The organism is Hoylesella oralis ATCC 33269 (genome assembly GCF_000185145.2).
Lineage (GTDB): Bacteria > Bacteroidota > Bacteroidia > Bacteroidales > Bacteroidaceae > Prevotella > Prevotella phocaeensis.
Window position 1 is genome coordinate 1,109,353 of sequence record NZ_GL833119.1, and the last position, 16,997, is coordinate 1,126,349.

General features: G+C 47.4%; 16 protein-coding genes. 9 read left to right on the top strand and 7 right to left on the bottom strand.

From position 1 onward, the window contains the following. The first annotated feature begins 21 nt into the window (after nt 1-21). The 5 genes from HMPREF0663_RS07220 to HMPREF0663_RS07240 all read left to right on the top strand — a co-directional run bounded on the left by HMPREF0663_RS07220 (nt 22) and on the right by HMPREF0663_RS07240 (nt 5,291). Nucleotides 22-1,479, top strand: coding sequence for a TrkH family potassium uptake protein (locus HMPREF0663_RS07220; protein WP_004369705.1), 1,458 nt, complete (start codon nt 22-24; stop codon nt 1,477-1,479). A 52-nt stretch (nt 1,480-1,531) separates the two neighbouring features. Continuing rightward, nucleotides 1,532-2,494, top strand: a complete 963-nt coding sequence (locus HMPREF0663_RS07225) for a type I phosphomannose isomerase catalytic subunit (RefSeq protein ID WP_004369706.1) — start codon at nt 1,532-1,534, stop codon at nt 2,492-2,494. Nucleotides 2,495-2,935: 441 nt separating this feature from the next. Continuing rightward, nucleotides 2,936-3,664, top strand: coding sequence for an ABC transporter ATP-binding protein (locus HMPREF0663_RS07230; protein ID WP_016665272.1), 729 nt, complete (start codon nt 2,936-2,938; stop codon nt 3,662-3,664). Further along, on the top strand, nt 3,654-4,454 hold the full coding sequence (locus HMPREF0663_RS07235; RefSeq protein WP_004369708.1) for a hypothetical protein: 801 nt from the start codon (nt 3,654-3,656) through the stop codon (nt 4,452-4,454). Before HMPREF0663_RS07230 ends, HMPREF0663_RS07235 begins: the two co-directional genes overlap by 11 nt. Before the next feature lie 15 nt (nt 4,455-4,469). After that, a complete protein-coding gene (locus HMPREF0663_RS07240; protein WP_004369709.1) occupies nt 4,470-5,291 on the top strand; it encodes a hypothetical protein in 822 nt (273 codons plus the stop codon). On the opposite strand, the gene HMPREF0663_RS07245 is transcribed toward HMPREF0663_RS07240, so the two are convergent. Both HMPREF0663_RS07245 and HMPREF0663_RS07250 read right to left on the bottom strand, forming a co-directional pair. Beyond that, nucleotides 5,245-6,282, bottom strand: a complete 1,038-nt coding sequence (locus HMPREF0663_RS07245) for a DUF4435 domain-containing protein (protein WP_004369710.1) — start codon at nt 6,280-6,282, stop codon at nt 5,245-5,247. The genes HMPREF0663_RS07240 and HMPREF0663_RS07245 overlap by 47 nt on opposite strands. A gap of 28 nt (nt 6,283-6,310) precedes the next feature. Beyond that, complete coding sequence (locus HMPREF0663_RS07250; protein WP_004369711.1) at nt 6,311-7,132, bottom strand: AAA family ATPase; 822 nt, start codon at nt 7,130-7,132, stop codon at nt 6,311-6,313. A 149-nt stretch (nt 7,133-7,281) separates the two neighbouring features. On the opposite strand from HMPREF0663_RS07250, the gene HMPREF0663_RS07255 reads away from it, so the two are divergent. The 3 genes from HMPREF0663_RS07255 to HMPREF0663_RS07265 all read left to right on the top strand — a co-directional run bounded on the left by HMPREF0663_RS07255 (nt 7,282) and on the right by HMPREF0663_RS07265 (nt 10,141). Then, entirely contained in the window at nt 7,282-8,229 is a 948-nt protein-coding gene (locus tag HMPREF0663_RS07255) for a DMT family transporter (protein WP_004369712.1), read from the top strand. 115 nt (nt 8,230-8,344) lie between these two features. Then, complete coding sequence (locus HMPREF0663_RS07260) at nt 8,345-8,899, top strand: peroxiredoxin family protein (protein ID WP_004369713.1); 555 nt, start codon at nt 8,345-8,347, stop codon at nt 8,897-8,899. An 18-nt stretch (nt 8,900-8,917) separates the two neighbouring features. Continuing rightward, nucleotides 8,918-10,141 (top strand): aspartyl protease family protein, encoded by a 1,224-nt coding sequence (locus HMPREF0663_RS07265; protein WP_004369714.1) that lies wholly within the window; start codon nt 8,918-8,920, stop codon nt 10,139-10,141. Nucleotides 10,142-10,165: 24 nt separating this feature from the next. On the opposite strand, the gene HMPREF0663_RS07270 is transcribed toward HMPREF0663_RS07265, so the two are convergent. From HMPREF0663_RS07270 to HMPREF0663_RS07280, 3 genes are read right to left on the bottom strand one after another with little or no spacing between them, the layout of a single operon-like run. Then, nucleotides 10,166-11,338, bottom strand: a complete 1,173-nt coding sequence (locus HMPREF0663_RS07270; RefSeq protein ID WP_004369715.1) for a mechanosensitive ion channel family protein — start codon at nt 11,336-11,338, stop codon at nt 10,166-10,168. A gap of 16 nt (nt 11,339-11,354) precedes the next feature. Beyond that, nucleotides 11,355-12,626, bottom strand: coding sequence for a D-alanyl-D-alanine carboxypeptidase/D-alanyl-D-alanine endopeptidase (gene dacB, locus HMPREF0663_RS07275; RefSeq protein WP_004369716.1), 1,272 nt, complete (start codon nt 12,624-12,626; stop codon nt 11,355-11,357). Beyond that, nucleotides 12,623-13,027, bottom strand: a complete 405-nt coding sequence (locus HMPREF0663_RS07280) for a PH domain-containing protein (RefSeq protein ID WP_004369717.1) — start codon at nt 13,025-13,027, stop codon at nt 12,623-12,625. The genes dacB and HMPREF0663_RS07280 overlap by 4 nt, the downstream gene beginning before the upstream one ends. Before the next feature lie 143 nt (nt 13,028-13,170). On the opposite strand from HMPREF0663_RS07280, the gene nadB reads away from it, so the two are divergent. After that, entirely contained in the window at nt 13,171-14,754 is a 1,584-nt protein-coding gene (gene nadB / locus HMPREF0663_RS07285) for an L-aspartate oxidase (protein ID WP_004369719.1), read from the top strand. A 123-nt stretch (nt 14,755-14,877) separates the two neighbouring features. Here nadB and HMPREF0663_RS07290 read toward each other — a convergent pair whose 3' ends face one another. Further along, the gene (locus tag HMPREF0663_RS07290; protein ID WP_004369724.1) at nt 14,878-15,282 is read right to left on the bottom strand and encodes a hypothetical protein; all 405 of its coding nucleotides are present in this window, start codon (nt 15,280-15,282) and stop codon (nt 14,878-14,880) included. A gap of 194 nt (nt 15,283-15,476) precedes the next feature. Continuing rightward, a complete protein-coding gene (locus HMPREF0663_RS07295; RefSeq protein WP_004369726.1) occupies nt 15,477-16,952 on the bottom strand; it encodes an ATP-dependent DNA helicase in 1,476 nt (491 codons plus the stop codon). Between the last annotated feature and the right edge of the window lie 45 nt (nt 16,953-16,997).

The window sequence follows — 16,997 nt, forward strand, 5'->3', positions numbered from 1 at the left end:
TGGGGCGGCTTTTTAGGAGGAATGATTCATTTTAAAATCATATATAAGATATTAGGATCGTTGCTTTTCATCGAAGCATCGCTGATGATATGCTGCCTTGTTATGGCACTTTGTTACAATGAAGACGATCTCTTTGCTTTCATTGTATCGGTTATAACGACGTTATTTTGCGCTTTCGTGCTCCGACATGTGGGGCGTAATGCCGATAATTTCCTATCTTTACGCGATGCTTACCTCGTTGTAACGTTGGCATGGATGGTATTCAGCCTTTTCGGAACGTTGCCCTTCATCATCAGCGGCTACGTTCCGAGCTTCACAGATGCCTATTTCGAAACCATGTCGGGGTTCACTACAACCGGCGCAACCGTAATAGATAACGTTGATATATTGCCGCATGGCTTGCTTTTCTGGCGTTCTTTAACGCAGTGGATAGGCGGTCTTGGCATCGTATTCTTCACGATTGCCCTCCTTCCCTCGATGGTCGGCGGCTCCGTTAAGGTGTTTTCGGCAGAAGCAACCGGCCCGATCAATTCCAAATTACACCCGAGATTGTCGATGAGTGCCAAATGGATATGGATGGTATATCTCGTTCTTACGGCAGCATGTTTCGGGTGTTATCTGCTTGGAGGTATGAACTGGTTCGACGGACTGAACTTTTCGATGTCGACAACAGCCACAGGCGGGTTCGCTACTCATAACGAGAGTATCAGCTATTTTCATTCCCCGACGCTGGAATATGTATGCACCGTGTTTACTTTTCTATCGGGAGTGAACTTCACTTTGCTATATTTTTCGGCAGCAAAGTTTAAGTTCAAGCAGCTTTTCAGCAATGCAGAGTTCCGTTTCTACTTGCTTCTGATCGTTTCGTTTTCACTGTTTATCATGCTTGAACTGATAATTCGTAACCATTACGACATAGAACATGCCTTCCGTTCGGGCATTTTCCAAGTGGTATCGTTTATCACTACCACCGGTCTCTTCAACGATGATGCGGGCAAGTGGCCGCATGTAACGTGGGTAATCCTTGCCATTTGCATGTTTTTCGGTGCCTGTTCGGGCAGTACAAGCGGCGGTATGAAGTGCATACGTGGCGTAATGTTGCTCAAAATCATTAAGAACGAATTCCGACAGATACTGCATCCCAATGCGGTGTTGCCTATGAAAATCGACGGTGTGAACGTACAGCAGCAGAAACGTGTTACGCTTTTGGCTTTCCTCACCGTGTACCTTATTCTTTGTCTTATTGTGTCTTTCACCATGATAGCAGTAGGAGTAGACAATACGAATGCCATAACCATCACCCTCAGCAGTATCGGAAATGTTGGCCCTACACTGGGTATAGAAATCGGACCTACCATGTCTTGGAGCATGTTACCGGCCCTTGTGAAGTGGATGTGCTCGCTGATGATGCTCATAGGCCGTTTGGAAATCTTTACCGTTCTCGTCATCTTTACGCCGCAGTTCTGGAAAGAAAACTGATTATATCGCCCGAAAAGCGATCCACATAACTACAAACAAATAAAATAAACGCATGAAACCATTAAAATTCAAAGCGCTGCTAAAGCAGACAATCTGGGGGGGAGACAAGATTATACCGTTCAAACATCTCAGCGAGAAGCTCGATAATGTGGGAGAAAGTTGGGAGATTTCCGGTGTTAAAGATAATGAAACGATGGTGAGCGAGGGCGATCTTGCAGGCCAATCGCTCAATGATATCGTGCGCAGATATAAGGGCGAGCTCGTGGGAAAGGACAATTATGAACGCTTTGGCGATGAGTTTCCGTTGCTTATCAAGTTCATCGATGCCCGTCAGGATTTGAGTATACAGGTGCATCCCACCGATGAGATTGCCCACAGGCAAGGCAAGCGTCGCGGAAAAACAGAGATGTGGTACATCATGAACTCCGATCCTGATGCCAAACTTTATTGCGGATTGAAGGAACAGATTACGCCCGAACAGTATAAAGAGAAGGTGGAAGACGACACTATCACCGATGCCTTGGCGCAGTACAGCGTAAAAGAGGGCGACGTGTTTTTCCTTCCTGCCGGTCGTATCCACGCCATCGGTACCGGCTGTTTCTTGGCCGAAATACAACAAACCTCCGATGTTACCTACCGTATCTACGACTTCAAGCGCAAAGATAAGGACGGTCATTACCGCCAATTGCATACGAAAGAGGCTGCCGAATGTATCAACTTCAAGGTCGAGAATAACTATCGAACAGAGTATGTTCCGCAGAAAAACCAAGGTGTGAGCCTTGTGCAGTGCCCGTATTTCTGTACTGCGGTTTACGATCTCGACGAACCTATGACCATCGATTACAGCGAACTCGACAGCTTTGTGATACTTATAGGCATGAAAGGCGAGGGAACTATCGTCGATAATGAGGGAAACGAGTGCGTTATCCGTGCAGGGGAGAGCATTCTGTTGCCGGCAACAACGCAGACGATCAAGGTGTCTGGAACCGTTAAATTCCTCGAAACCTACGTGTAGGCATGGAGAGAAAGGGTTTTATCCTGCCTCTTCCGTAGGAGCGTAACCCTGTTATAATCGTATTTATCCCTTTGGAAAGGGGAGGTACGGAGGGAATCGGATTCTTTTACTTTCTACGTACAATCTCTTTCCACCCTCGTTTTTCCAAGGGAAAGAGCGTGTTTTCAGAACGGCGTTTGTCGTCTGTTTGCTGCAAATATATTATAAGTATCGTTTTTAAACAGGCTATGTAAATGTTTTAGATGGGTAGTGTAAGATATTTAGACGGGGCATTTAATAAAAGTAGTTTGTATAGGTTTCTGTTTCGGGGGATAACCCCTCCCTTTTTGAATGAGACGGATGAGACGGCTATTTCTCCCGGATATATCCTCAAAAGCCTATATTAGAGTACTTAGGACAGCACTAAAAGCGCAATTATTTCAACTAAACAACAATGATAATATGAGTACATTGGAAGTGAAGAGGCTGACTTTCAGCTACAAAAAGACAAGGGGTGCCGTGTTTAGAGATTTCAATATGGAGTTGTCGCCCGGGCATATATACGGACTGCTCGGCGCCAACGGCACGGGCAAGTCTACGATGCTCTACCTTATGTCGGGCCTGCTGACGCCGCAAAGCGGGCTGGTTACCTACAACGGAACGGACGTTAGGAAGCGGTTGCCCGGCACGATGCGCGAGATATTCATCGTGCCCGACGAGTTTGAACTGCCGAACGTTACGCTTAAACACTACATAGAAACCAACCGTATGTTCTATCCGCGCTTCTCGGAAGAAGATATGAACACCTATTTAGATGTGTTTAATACGCATACAGATGCCAAATTGAGCGAGTTGTCGCTCGGTCAACGCAAGAAAATCTTTATGAGTTTCGCTATGGCAACCCACACCCGTGTGCTCTTGATGGACGAACCGACCAACGGACTCGATATACTTAGCAAGGAACAGTTCCGCACCTTCCTTACCAAGGGGCGCAATGAAGAGAGCATATTCGTGGTGGCTACGCATCAAGTTAAGGACATCGAGGCGGTGCTCGACCGTATTATAATGATCGATGGAACACGCATTATCGCCGAAACAGATGCCGATAGCATTCGCAAAGACGGCAAGATAGACCTCGAACAATATTATAAAGATACTTTAAAGAGTAAGGAGAATAACCATGAGCAATAACGATTTCTTTGAATGGAGCCGCTTTGCAGGCTATTTTAAAAAGCTGTTTATCGAACGTTGGCGCACCAACTTGATGCGCTCTGTGATCCTTTTTGCAGGCCTATTGGTGGCCATTATGTGGACTTCCATACAAACTTATTCTTTTTATAGTAATGAAGATATCGTAAAATACAACTTAGAAATTCCCGATACAGATCCCCAACGATCGGTAGAGGAGGTTATTTTTAAAGTGGCGATCGTTATACTTGGCTGCTTTGTAGCATCGAGGTTTCTGCACGACAGCAGGCGTAAAAGCGAACGGATAGGGGTGCTTACCACACCCATTTCCATGTTCGAAAGCTGGTTGGCGCGGTGGGTGATGCAGGTACCCATGTTCCTTGTCGTGTTTTTCGCGTGCTTCTATGCCGCCGACCTTATCCGTGTAGCGATGTTTGCTCCTATCTACAGCAAGCTCCCGATAACGCTATTCAGCCTTTGCGGGAAATATGAAACTGCGACGGATATAATAGATTTCTTTATATTTTATGGGGGATGCGTCTCTTTCTACTTGCTTGGAGGAGTGTTCTTTCCGCGACGTGCCGTGCTTGCATCGTCGGTTGTTCTGTTCTTTCTAATATGGTATTATGCCTTTGTCTTTATGTCTTTCTCCGGTATCTTTACTGGCTTCTTTAATGAGGAGTTTGCTGTTCGCAACACGTTGATCCGTGTTTTCTTTGTTGTGCTTATCCTTTTCAGCTGGTGGTTGTCGTACCGACGGCTCAAAGAACTTGAAATTATCGACCGTTTATAATAGGAGGAACAGAAGATGAAGAATACTACATACATCACATTGGGTACGCTTATCCTTATACCTTTTATATTTATCTTGCTCTTTTTGGTGCCTGAAAAGGAGCTGTCTGATGTGTTTAACCTAACGAAAATGGCCGACCGTAAGCTCAAGATGGTACATAATGTCGTGTTCGACGGTAGGATCGATCTGCTCGACAGTGCGAATGTGCAGCTGCAGTTAGTCATTGTACCCGACACAACCGGCAATGGCTGCAGCGTTAATTATCCTTCGGAAGTATTAAAGGTGGTGCAGATAGGCAACACGTTGCGTATCCGCGTGTCCGATGAAGGCAAGAGTTTGCTGCGAAAAAACTTGCGACTGTTGCAGAATGCCGATATGAACAAGATCGATCCGGATACTATCTATAGTAGCGACACGTTGAAGATAAAACTTTTGGCAGACCGAAGTCTTGAGAATATCGATTTGAAATATGAGCACGAAATTGTGCTCGAAGGTGCGAAACTTCCCAAACTTACGGTACGTACACCGGGCGTTATCACGCTTAGTAAGGGCACGGAAATCGGCCGACTCCGTATCGTTGGGCATCCTACGCTGCATCTCTACAATTCTAAAGCGGGCAATATCTTCTATCGACTTATATCCGGTGAAGAAAACGAAAGTGGCGCCTTGTACGGCGAAAATTACCATATAGGCACGCTGACCATTGCCGGAAACGGGTACATGACTGGGATAGATGCCGCGAAGTGCGACCATCTGATTATCGATCCCGATAGGGGTGAGGATGGCGGACTTAATGTGTCGTTCGATGAAGTGAAGGCTCTGTGGAAGGTAAAATAGCGTTTACGAAGCGTTCCACATCGGCTTGAATGCGCGCGAAAGGTTCGGATGACAGGTATCCGGTGTTCTTCTTGAGCATCGAGGCAATATCTCCGACGCTGTTACTGTAACAAGACAGTTCGTTTCTCCGTTGGGTATAATGCAGACTTTGGTACGATATTTCGTTCTCACGTTCCCTTATAAGACGGTTACATACTTTGTTCAGCATCGGTAGCACCACCTTGTTGAAGAGGTGGTGCCCCTGTATATATAAATAGGTGGTATCGGGTGTTACGCCAAGACGCCGCAAATCGTCCTTTAATTTTAGGTAACTGTCCTTAGCGTTCGGGTGGTTTCTCTTCAGTTGTCCTACTTTCTTTTCCACTTTCCTGCGTACGTTTTGCAGAATATCCTCGGCATGTTGAACGCTGAAATTGCCCGTTTCTATTACACGGAGAAAGTCTGTAATGGTGAATTCCCCATAGTTTGGCGTGCGATAAAACCATATATTCCACACGAAGAGGGGATAGATAGCCTCGGAAAACAGCCGTATATACTCGGTAAATGGAAAAATAGCGTGATCGTTCAGTGTAACCATCACGCATACATCGTGCAACGAAGGCGCATAACACTGCAGGTTTTCGATGGCGTATGCGTAAGTATGGAACACATACGGATTGTCTACGACCGTTCGAGAGGTCGATGTGGCGCCTTGGATAAGGTAATCGTAATCGGCATCTACACAGGCTATCATGTCTGTACCGACTTTTTCCGAAAGTAGGTTCATGAGTACGGCCTTCTTTCCGCGCTCTAAATGCCTGACGCGCGATGGGAGCATCACCTGAAAATACAGCCTTTCGTTCTCGTATTTGCCCAAGACAGACCGCCAAAAGAATACATCATCGTAGCTTTCGACGTATGCCACGATGCGACGCCTCGCCCGTTTAGAGTTCAAACGGTTGGCGGCTTCCAAGTATCCCGACGATAAATGTTCTTGCAATCTGTGCCCCATGTTGCAGCCTTTCGTTGGTGTTACGGGTTCAATTTTCTCGGTCTGTAATGTCTGAAACCTCGGTTACCTTGTCTATCCAGCCATTCATAATAACGGCAGGCGAATGGGTTGTAAGTATTATCTGCACGTTGGGATTGAGCTGCAGTATCAGGTCGATGAGCTGTTGTTGCCAGTCTACGTGCAGACTAACCTCGGGTTCGTCCATGAAGAGCACATAAGGTTTGTTGTCTTCCACAAGAACTGTGAGCAGTATAGCGAGCATCTGTTTCTCTCCGCTCGACAGTTGATAAGGGAAAAGTGTCTCTCCTATCTGTGTAAAACGTATCTCATTCTCGTTACGGATAATCTTTTTACCGGTCTCGGCAAACAGTTTATCGATCGTATCTTGGAATATTTTCTTCGGTTCCGATATGCGCTGAGCCTCCAAGGCGGCATCTGCAGCGCCGCTTTGCAGTATATGTATGATGCGATTACCGACATTTACTTGATAATCGAGATACTTCCGTTGCAGCTGAAACAACTGCCAATCGAGCTCGGTTGCCAGACTTGCGTCCATTTTAGTTAGTGTGTCGGCGTTGATAAGAGGCCGGTCGAACGAGCGAATAATATCGTATCGTATCCATTTAGCGTCTTCCGGGCTCACTTTCAGATGCACTCCTTTGAGCATATGGCTTGGAAATTCGCCTCCTGCAGCCAATCCCTTTACCACTTTGTTCAATATTGTACTCTTGCCAACCCCATTGACTCCGCTCAATATGTTTACCTGCCGATCGAGGTTCCACACCACATGTCTCTGCCCGCTCCATAGAGATTCTATCTCTATCTGTACTATATAATCCGCATACTTCATAGCTTTATCGGTGTTACATTTATTGTCTGTTGCAGACAGATGTGCCGTCTGTCTTGCCCGACATGGCAAATATAGCAATTTATTACCAATTACGAATGGCAAAACAAGAATTAAATAACTACCTTTGTGCTTGATTTAACGAATAACAGATGGAAAAGATAAACAGGCAACCTCTTATTGCTCATTTAAGTATGTTTATGGCATGTGCCTTTTGGGGACTGATGTCGCCCGTGGGAAAAGATGCCATGACGCACGGTATAGATAGCTTCTGCATGGTTTCTTTCCGCGTTCTTGGCGGCGCAGTTCTATTCTGGATTACCTCTATATTTGCTCCCAAAGAGCGTGTTCCCTTAAAAGATGTGCTGCTGTTTGCCGGTGCTGCCGTGTTCGGACTGGTGTGCAACCAGTGCTGTTTCACCATCGGACTGGGCATAACATCGCCTATCAATGCCAGTATCATGACCACCTCGATGCCGATCTTTGCCATGATACTCTCGTTTGCCATTCTGCATGAACCGCTTACAGGCAAGAAAGTGTTGGGCGTACTTACAGGTTGTTGCGGCGCATTGATACTGATTATGACGAGTATGGGGGCAGTAAATGCCAAGGTGGGCAGTATATCGGGCGACGTACTTTGCCTTGCCGCGCAGTTTTCGTTTGCGCTCTATCTGTCGTTGTTCAACAAACTGATCAGGAAATATAGCGTTTTTACGGTCAACAAATGGATGTTTACATGGGCTGTGGTGTTCGTTTTGCCCTTTACCAACGGCCATATACGAGCCATAGAGTGGAGGAGCATCGCCGATACCACGCTTTGGGAGGCTGGCTATGTGGTCTTCTTCGGCACTTATGTGAGCTATCTGCTTACGATGGTAGGGCAGAAGATGCTCCGTCCTACGGTGGTAAGCATCTACAATTACGTACAACCGTTGGTGTCGGTAGTGGTAAGCGTGCTTACCGGCATAGGTGTTTTCAAGTGGAGTCAGGGCCTTGCAACGATCTTGGTCTTTACGGGTGTGTGGATGGTAACCAAGTCCAAATCGCGACGGGATATGGAAAAAGCTGCCGTGTCTGCAGCGAACAGAACGGATAAATAGGCCTCGCCGGCATTTTATTTCCCGTAAAAAGAATTAATACACCCCGAAGATTTGGCTGTTTCCTGCTTTTTTTGTTTCTTTGTGGCATTATAAACGATTAAAACAGACCGGAAAAATGAAACCGATAAAGAAGAATTTAATGTGGCTTATGGCCGTGCTAATGATGATGACAATGCAGCAAACAGCAGCGGCACAGACGGCAGATAATGCCGATCCCGATGCGAAGTACGCCACGGAGTTGCTCAAGGTAGGAACCGCAGTGCCCGCGTTCAGCCTGAAAACACCCGATGGGAAGACCGTGAAGTTGAGCGATTTTAAAGGCAAATACCTTATACTCGACTTCTGGGCATCGTGGTGTCCGGACTGTCGGAAGGATGCTCCGAACTTGGTACGCATGTATGATAAGTTTCATAAACGGGGATTTGAGTTCCTTGGAGTATCGTTCGATACCGACAAGGAGGCATGGAAAAAGGCGATAAAGCAATATGGTATTGCTTACAGGCAGGTGAGCGAACTCAAGAAGTTCCACGATACGGACATCTCGAAAGCATACGGTGTGAAGTGGATACCCTCGATGTATCTTATCGACAAGGATGGTAAAGTGGTATTAGGCACCGTGGTTTCCGATAAATTAGAGGCTCTCTTGACCGAATTGGCCGAAGGAAAATAAAGGGCATATCTGTCGTTTATGGTTTCCATATCCGTTATTCGTCTGCGTTATCTGCTGCTCCTCGTAGGCTCTGCACTTGCGTTTACGGCCTTTGCACAATCAAAAAACAGCACATACATCGACTTTACGATCGATCGAAAAGACTTTGTCGACACTATTCCCATCAACTACCGTCGCGGACAGATAATTCTTGCAGTGGCGATAGACGGCGAAACGTACAACTTATGTCTTGATACAGGCGCCACTATGGGGGGCATTCATGATAATTCCGCCATAAGATCGTTGTGTAAAGATACATCAGTTGTCGTGGCCGATAGCCATAACATCGGGCGGAAAACGCGGTTGGTAAGGCTCCCGCTCATGCGCTTAGGCAGTCTTTCCATTACCGATTATCCTGCTGCAACGGTGCCTCCGTCGGTCATTTCAGATTGTTTCAACGACGGTGTTATCGGTTTTAACCTCTTTTGCAAAGGCATTTTGGTTAAGATCGACCTAAGAAGTAAGGTGCTGATACTGACCGACCGCAAAGACTTCTTCCGTAAGGAAAAGGGCATAATGCTACCTTACGAGATGCACGGAGTGCCCGTTGTAGAGCTCGAGCCATCGGCTTCGTGTAAAGATAAAGCTATCTTTGATACCGGTTTCAATGGCTTCTATACAATGAACAAGGTTGGGGCATTCGACGTGTTTGTCCAAACAGACAAGGAAAAGTTTATGCCTGTTGCCGAAAAAATGCGCAAACAGGTGCGATGGACGGGCGTGGGACGCGCGAGTATGGGTGTGTTCGGTACGGGAAAAGAGCACGAAATCGTGGTGTTGCAGTTAGATAGATTGCGCGTAGGCAGGATGTCTTTCTTCGGTGTACCGACAAGTACCGGCGTTGGAAACTCGCTCTTGGGCTGTCGGATGCTGCAATATGGATCGGTAATTATTGATCCTTTCCGCGAAAGACTTATTTTCCGACCTTATCATGATGGCGATACGTGCCATGTAGATCGCCAACCGTCCGACTTTTTCGTGGTGCCTGTCGACGGTAAGCCTATAGTGAGTCTGATCAATGAACAGAGTAAAGTGTATGCAGACGGTATGCGTGTGGGCGATACCGTTACGGAAGTAGATGGGAAAAAGATAGACGATTTCTGCACATTCGTAACGGAAACCGAGGACGAGAAGCCCATGTACAGGTTTTCTTTACAGTCTGGAGACGGCGTAAAGAAAGCGGTTGTCTACGAAAGACAATAGTCTTGCCGCAGACAATAATGCGGTCTATTCGCCCGAAGCAGCCAGTTGTTGGTATATTTTCAGTCCGAATATCGGTGCAAGAGCATACGCCCATTCCATAAGGGCGGAGCGTTCGTGTTCGTAATGCACCCACTCTTTGTTGCGTAGGAAGAAGTAGAGTTCCATCGGAAGGCCTGTTGTAGTAGCCTCGAGCAGGCGCACCATGCACGTTAGGTCGGTGTTTATCTGCGGCATTTTGAGCAGTTTGGCCTCGATATATTTACGGTATAGGCCTACGTTAGTTATTGTTCCGTCGTCCGTATCGGCCGGTGCATAGCCCTTATCTTTTAGCTTTTGCAGCATTTCACCCTCTGCCAAGCAGATGCTGTTGAAGTCTATATATATCTTACGTGTTACTCTTCGGCCTGCACTTTGTTGCATCCCGATCCAGTTTTGGAACGAGTCGTCGACTAAAGTTTGCGGGGTTACCGTTATTATAGTATTGTCGAAGTTGCGTACTTTTACCGTTGTAAGGCTGATCTCCTCTACGTTTCCGTCCGCTCCAGCCTTGGGTACGGTGATCCAGTCGCCCACACTAACCATGTTATTACTGGTAAGTCGGATGCCTGCAACTAATCCCGAAATGGTGTCTTTGAATACTAACATGAGCACAGCCGATGTGGCTCCAAGGCCTGCAAATAATGTCATCGGGTTCTTGTTGAATATGATAGCGATGCCGACAATAGCGCCTATGAAGATTACAACTATCTTCAACACCCCGCAGAACGACTTTATGTACTGCTGGGTGGAACTGTTATCGGTGGTTTCGAGCGTGTTGAAAGCATTGATCAGCACGATGCACAGCCGTGCGGTCATAATGGTAATGTAGATAGCTGTAAGGCGTGCGAGCGTTTCGCGTACCGCAGGGAACTGATAGAATACCATCGGAAGGAGTTCCCATATAACAATTGCCGGCACAATGTTGCATGCCTTGATGAGTACATTGCGGTTGAAAAGCACGTCGTCCCATTTGAGTGGCGTCTTTTTTGTTAGCTTCAAAACTACCGGAACGAATACTTTACGACAGATAAAGTCGCTTAACCATGCCAATAGGATGGCAATGGCGACCAGCAACACGTGGCGCAGAACGGGGATATATGTACCGTCTATGCCGCTTATTTGTAGGATGTGTTCTACATAGATCCTAATTCTATCCATATTATATATACTGTTTTTATTGGGGAGAGCATAAACTTTCGCACACTTGATCTTGGAAAGCGCGGCCGTTCTTGCCATGCATAAGCCCCTGATTGATGATAGCAAAGCACAACGTGTGCCCGTTGGAAGCCTTGCAATAGCCCGCCAGACTGCTGATACCCGTAACGGTTCCCGTCTTTGCCCATACCCTTCCGCGGGTGAAGGGGCCGCGCATGCGTTTCTCGAGTGTGCCGTCTACGCCCGCCGTAGGCAACGAAGGTTGCAAATGCAGATAGATGTTGCCGTTGCGATAGGCATAGCGCAGCAGGGCTACTTCGAGCTCTGCGCTCACATAATTATATAGTGAAAGGCCGGAACCATCGGCAATCCGGTAGCTTGCAGGGTTCATTCCGAGCTTGTTGATGAGGCGTTTAATGACGGCACGTGCACTCTTCGACGTTGCCGGACGGTTGCCTGTCGACGCTGCAAGTTGGTAGAACATCGATTCGGCATACAGGTTATCGCTCTCTTTCATCATGCGCAGCAAGATTTGGTCGATGGTATGGAACCGACGGCAGATACAGAAAGCGTCTTCGGGCTTACGCCCTGTAGAGCCGAAAGCATCTACAATAATGCCCGATTCGCGCAGTTTATCCATGAATTTATCCACGAATTTGTCTTTTCTCGATATGAGCAACGGCGACAAGATGGGGTTATCGTCGTCCCAACACCATCCTTCTCCGAGCGTATTTTGGTCCTTCATGCTCTTATCGGCATACAGATGACCGCGGATAGTGTCTACTCCCATCTTCTGTAAACTCTCTACGAAAGCGTTCATGTCGTCGCTGTTAAAGCGGGGATCGAAGCCACCTACGCAATATACATCGCCCGTCAACGTGTTGTTTTCTACCTTTCCGGTGTAGCAAAGTTCCGTTTTGAATTGGTAATCACCGCCCAACTTATCGATCGCGGCGATAGCTGTAATGATCTTCATCGTAGAGGCTGGCCGCATCAGTTGCCGCTCGTTGTGGCGATAGAGGGTGCTGTCGGCGTCCAAATCGTATACCATCAGTCCTATTTGGGAGGTCTTGAACATGCTGCTCTGCAACAGTCTGTCGATGTTTCTTTGTACGGATTGCGGCCACGGCAGCGCTATACTGTCGGCTTCGATGGTAGCAATCATTGCCGAATCGGCTATGTTACTTTGGTCTTCATCTTCTATATTCTCATCGTCTATCTGCGCTGCAGCGGGCAAAGCTGCGGCAAATATGAGCGCAAGACCGATGATATATCTTAAAAACATATTCATTTTAGCAAGTCTTTTTCTTGTCTTTTCCTCAGCTCTTCCATAAACCTGTCGGCGCTGTTGGGCTGTATACTGACGAAATGTCTTACTCCGTACTCCAATAGCAGGTAGGAGTAAATGCCGAAGACCGTTGTCATTTTTGTGCATTTGATAATGTCGTTCACCCGAATAACTATGTTCTTCGAAAAACGTCCGTGGTTTATCGTAAGCATTTCGCCTCGGTCTGTGGTAGCGAAAGTGTAGGAAGAATGAACCACGCGCTCTATTATACCTACCACAACTATCAGAACTACGGTGCCTGTCAGGGCGCTCTTAATCCAGAAAAGGTATGCGGCAAGCAACGAAAATAGGGCGATGCTGCACTTTGCAACGAGCGTAAAGCGCTGATGAAAGACTCTGTTCATAAACTTAAATTACCTCCTCAGCCCGCTTGTGCGGTGCCGGAAAGGGCGTTACATACACCGTGCAAAATTACAAAAATATCTGCTTTCTTCTGCCAAATTACAGATAAATTGCTACTTTTGCAACGATATATATATAATATGTAATGGTTTTTAAGTACGATTTCCTTATTATCGGGGCCGGTGTTGCCGGTATGAGTTACGCCTTGAAAGTAGCAAGAGCTTGTAAAGGCAAGATATGTATCATCTGCAAGTCGTCGCTCGAAGAGGCGAACACGGCATTTGCGCAGGGGGGAGTGGCCTCGGTTACCGATTTCGGAGCGGACAATTTCGAGAAACATATCCGTGATACGATAGTGGCAGGCGACTACATCAGCGATCCGAGAGCTGTGGAACAAGTGGTAAAGAATGGCCCCGCACAGATCGAAGAACTGGTGAATTGGGGCGTTAACTTCGACCGGAAGTCCGACGGAACGTTCGATCTACACCGAGAAGGCGGGCATTCTGAGTTCCGTATATTGCATCATGCCGACGATACAGGGGCCGAAATCCAGCGCAAACTGATAGAGGCAATAAAGCTAAACCCTGCTATCGATGTGAGAGAAGGGTACTTCGCGGTGGAGATTATTACCCAACATCACCTCGGATTCGAGGTAACTCGTCGCACTACAGGCATAGAATGTTACGGCGCTTACGTACTTAATCCCGACACGCAGAAGGTAGATACCTACCTTAGCAAGGTAACCTTGATGTGCACAGGGGGCTGTGGAGCGGTGTATCAGACCACGACTAACCCCGCTATAGCTACGGGCGACGGCGAGGCGATGGTATATCGGGCCAAGGGAACTGTGCAGGATATGGAGTTCGTACAGTTCCATCCCACGGCTTTGTTCTATCCTAAAGAGACGCATCCCGCGTATCTTATCACCGAAGCTATGCGCGGATACGGCGGCATATTGCGCCTTCCGACGGGCGAATCGTTCATGGAGAAATACGACGAACGGCTCTCCTTGGCGCCCCGCGACATCGTGGCAAGGGCGATAGACAAGGAGATGAAGATACACGGAATAGACCATGTGTGCCTCGATGTTACCCATAAAGAGGCGGAAGAGACTAAACTTCATTTCCCTAACATTTATCAGAAGTGCCGGAGTATAGGCATTGATATAACGAAAGAGTATATACCTGTGCGCCCTGCAGCTCATTATATGTGCGGTGGAATTAAGGTAGATCTCGACGGTTGCTCCAGTATAAGCCGCTTATATGCCATAGGTGAGTGCGCTTGTACGGGACTTCACGGCGGTAACCGGTTGGCCTCGAACTCGCTTATCGAGGCTGTAGTGTATGCAGACATGGCTGCTAAGCACAGTGTAGCTCGATTTAGCGATTATACATATAACGAACAAGTGCCCGAGTGGGACGATGAAGGCACGTTAACCAATGAAGAACGCGTGCTTATAACGCAAAGTGTGAAAGAAGTTGGCGAGATAATGAGCAATTATGTGGGCATTGTACGTTCGGATATGCGCCTGAAGAGGGCTTGGAACAGGCTCGATTTGCTGTACGAGGAGACCGAAACACTCTTCAAACACGTAAAGGCAAGTCGCGATATATGTGAGCTTCGAAACATGATTAACGTGGGTTATCTGATTACACGGCAGGCTATTGAGCGCAAAGAATGCCGCGGATTGCATTACACGATAGACTATCCGGTGCACGCATACGAATAGGCTTGTTCGTTTGAGAGGCAAGGGTAGAGACGGGATGATTATCTTAAAGCAGTTGATTATGGAGTGTTTAAATGAGCTAACTTGTTGCGATGCGGCCATTAAACCTTCATCGTTCGTCCTTCATCATTCATCCTTACCGGTGGCAGATACCTGCTCTATGCTACTTACAATGCTGTCGCCAGACTTTAAAACAAAGAATTTTACGCGGATAATATTGCCGATTTCGGTGTTTCCCTCCACCTTCAGATGGCGCGCCTTGCCGTATGTAAACGTGTCGCGCCGCGAGGGGAAAGAGAGCAGCTGCAGCGTATGGCGATCGGAACCATCGCCGATAACGAAGATGCGGGCACTGTCTTTCACTGCTGTTTGGGCTTTCTTTGGCTTTGCCGGTTTGTTTTGAGTGTCGAATACATCGAAAACGCTTGCGGCAACCGTATCGCCTAATTCTTCTTTAGGGGCATATTTGCACGACGAAACGGACATCATGGCAAGCATAAAGCCGAAAATAACGAAAAATATCTTCTTCATATATCGATATCGAATAGGGATGTTTGCTGCGGGATAATATATTTCTGCGTGGCTCGGAACACATCCGTTTAGTGCAAAAATAGTCAAAATACACATGTTCTGCGGCCTGTGCGCTACATTATTATGTTTATTTAAGGAAGCATAGACGTGCTGTCTGTGTGCGATAAACGTACTGCCTGTGGCCGCCAGACGGGCTATCTGTCTGTGATAGGTGCATGATCTATGGTTTGCGTTTCGGGCCAGTTCACGAGATAGAGTTTCTCAGTGGCCCGCGTAAATGCCGTGTAGAGCCAGTGCAGATAGTCGGGTGTGAGCATTTCATCGGTCATATAACCTTGGTCAAGATATACATGTGCCCACTGTCCACCCTGTGCCTTGTGGCAGGTAATGGCATAGGCGTATTTTATTTGCACGGCATTGAAGTAGTCGTTTCCTTTCATCTTTTTGATACGTTCGGCCTTTACGGCGATGTCGCCGTAATCTTCTTCCATCACTCGGTTGTAGAGTTGTTCTTGCTGTTCGTGTGTAAGAGCGGGCGCATCGGCGGCAAGCGTGTCGAGAATAACGGTGGTATCGAGCTCGAAGTGGTCGTAGTCGGGGAAGTCGAGCGTTACGTCTGCGAAACGAAAATCATAGAGCTCGCGCACGTTTCTCACACGTCTGACGCAGGCACGGTCGCCGTTTGCGATGAACGAAATGCCGCGATCGGCGGTCGCAGGCAGTACGGATGAGGATGACGGAGCATAGTCCAGATACTTGTTTTTTACTACCATAAGCATGTCGCCTGCGGTCAATTCCTCTTCTCTTCCTAACACCATGTTGCGTATTCCGCGGTTATAAATGTTGCTACGTTTATTACTTCGGGTAATTACCATGGTTTCATCGGTGCCCACTTTGCTATAACTGGATGCCAAAGACTCTATGAGTTCGTTGCCCGTAACGATGCTGATATCGGCAAATCCGTGCAGTCTGATCTTGGGAAGCAGTGTGTGTGCATCGTGTGTAATCATGGTACGTATGGTCGTGGCATTATAAAGAATGCCGCTATCTTGGCTCTGTCGGAGCACTTCATTCAAGTCTTGTTCGTATAATTTAAGTCCGTAAGCGGCAATAACCCTGCTGTTCAGTGCCGGCGACTCTTGCTCTCCGACGGGCGGCAGCTGCGCTCTGTCGCCGATAAGCAGCATGCGGCAGTTGCGTCCGCTGTATATATATTGTATCAAATCGTCTAATAGTCGGCCGCTACCGAATGCCGATTCGCCGCCTGTACCGTTCGATATCATGGAACATTCGTCGATGATAAAGAGCGTATCGGTGTGCATGTTGTCGTTTAGATTGAATGTTCCGCCGATGCCGGAGTAAGACCTTTCGCGGTAGATGCGGCAGTGTATGGTAAATGCCTCGTGGTTGCTGTTGATGGAGAACACCTTGGCAGCGCGGCCGGTGGGTGCGAGTAACAGCATTTTTTGCCCCAAACTTGCCAGCGACTTTACGATGGCAGCAGCGATAGAAGTCTTTCCGGTGCCCGCGGAGCCGCGGAGTATCATTGCTGTATGGGCATCGCGATCGGCCATGAACGAGACGAAAGTGCGGATGGCTTGCCTCTGTTGCGCGGTTGGAGTAAAGTCGAATTGTCGACAGATCTGGTATGATAATTCGTCAGCTATCATTGAAATTAGAAAAGTATTTTGTATTTTTGCAGAATATAGGCGGCA

Bases quoted from the DNA above. Each gene is read 5' to 3' on its own strand.
- HMPREF0663_RS07220 (WP_004369705.1), top strand. From the start codon at position 22: ATGATTCATTTTAAAATCATATATAAGATATTAGGATCGTTGCTTTTC.
- HMPREF0663_RS07225 (WP_004369706.1), top strand. From the start codon at position 1,532: ATGAAACCATTAAAATTCAAAGCGCTGCTAAAGCAGACAATCTGGGGG.
- HMPREF0663_RS07230 (WP_016665272.1), top strand. From the start codon at position 2,936: ATGAGTACATTGGAAGTGAAGAGGCTGACTTTCAGCTACAAAAAGACA.
- HMPREF0663_RS07235 (WP_004369708.1), top strand. From the start codon at position 3,654: ATGAGCAATAACGATTTCTTTGAATGGAGCCGCTTTGCAGGCTATTTT.
- HMPREF0663_RS07240 (WP_004369709.1), top strand. From the start codon at position 4,470: ATGAAGAATACTACATACATCACATTGGGTACGCTTATCCTTATACCT.
- HMPREF0663_RS07245 (WP_004369710.1), bottom strand. From the start codon at position 6,282: ATGGGGCACAGATTGCAAGAACATTTATCGTCGGGATACTTGGAAGCC.
- HMPREF0663_RS07250 (WP_004369711.1), bottom strand. From the start codon at position 7,132: ATGAAGTATGCGGATTATATAGTACAGATAGAGATAGAATCTCTATGG.
- HMPREF0663_RS07255 (WP_004369712.1), top strand. From the start codon at position 7,282: ATGGAAAAGATAAACAGGCAACCTCTTATTGCTCATTTAAGTATGTTT.
- HMPREF0663_RS07260 (WP_004369713.1), top strand. From the start codon at position 8,345: ATGAAACCGATAAAGAAGAATTTAATGTGGCTTATGGCCGTGCTAATG.
- HMPREF0663_RS07265 (WP_004369714.1), top strand. From the start codon at position 8,918: ATGGTTTCCATATCCGTTATTCGTCTGCGTTATCTGCTGCTCCTCGTA.
- HMPREF0663_RS07270 (WP_004369715.1), bottom strand. From the start codon at position 11,338: ATGGATAGAATTAGGATCTATGTAGAACACATCCTACAAATAAGCGGC.
- dacB (WP_004369716.1), bottom strand. From the start codon at position 12,626: ATGAATATGTTTTTAAGATATATCATCGGTCTTGCGCTCATATTTGCC.
- HMPREF0663_RS07280 (WP_004369717.1), bottom strand. From the start codon at position 13,027: ATGAACAGAGTCTTTCATCAGCGCTTTACGCTCGTTGCAAAGTGCAGC.
- nadB (WP_004369719.1), top strand. From the start codon at position 13,171: ATGGTTTTTAAGTACGATTTCCTTATTATCGGGGCCGGTGTTGCCGGT.
- HMPREF0663_RS07290 (WP_004369724.1), bottom strand. From the start codon at position 15,282: ATGAAGAAGATATTTTTCGTTATTTTCGGCTTTATGCTTGCCATGATG.
- HMPREF0663_RS07295 (WP_004369726.1), bottom strand. From the start codon at position 16,952: ATGATAGCTGACGAATTATCATACCAGATCTGTCGACAATTCGACTTT.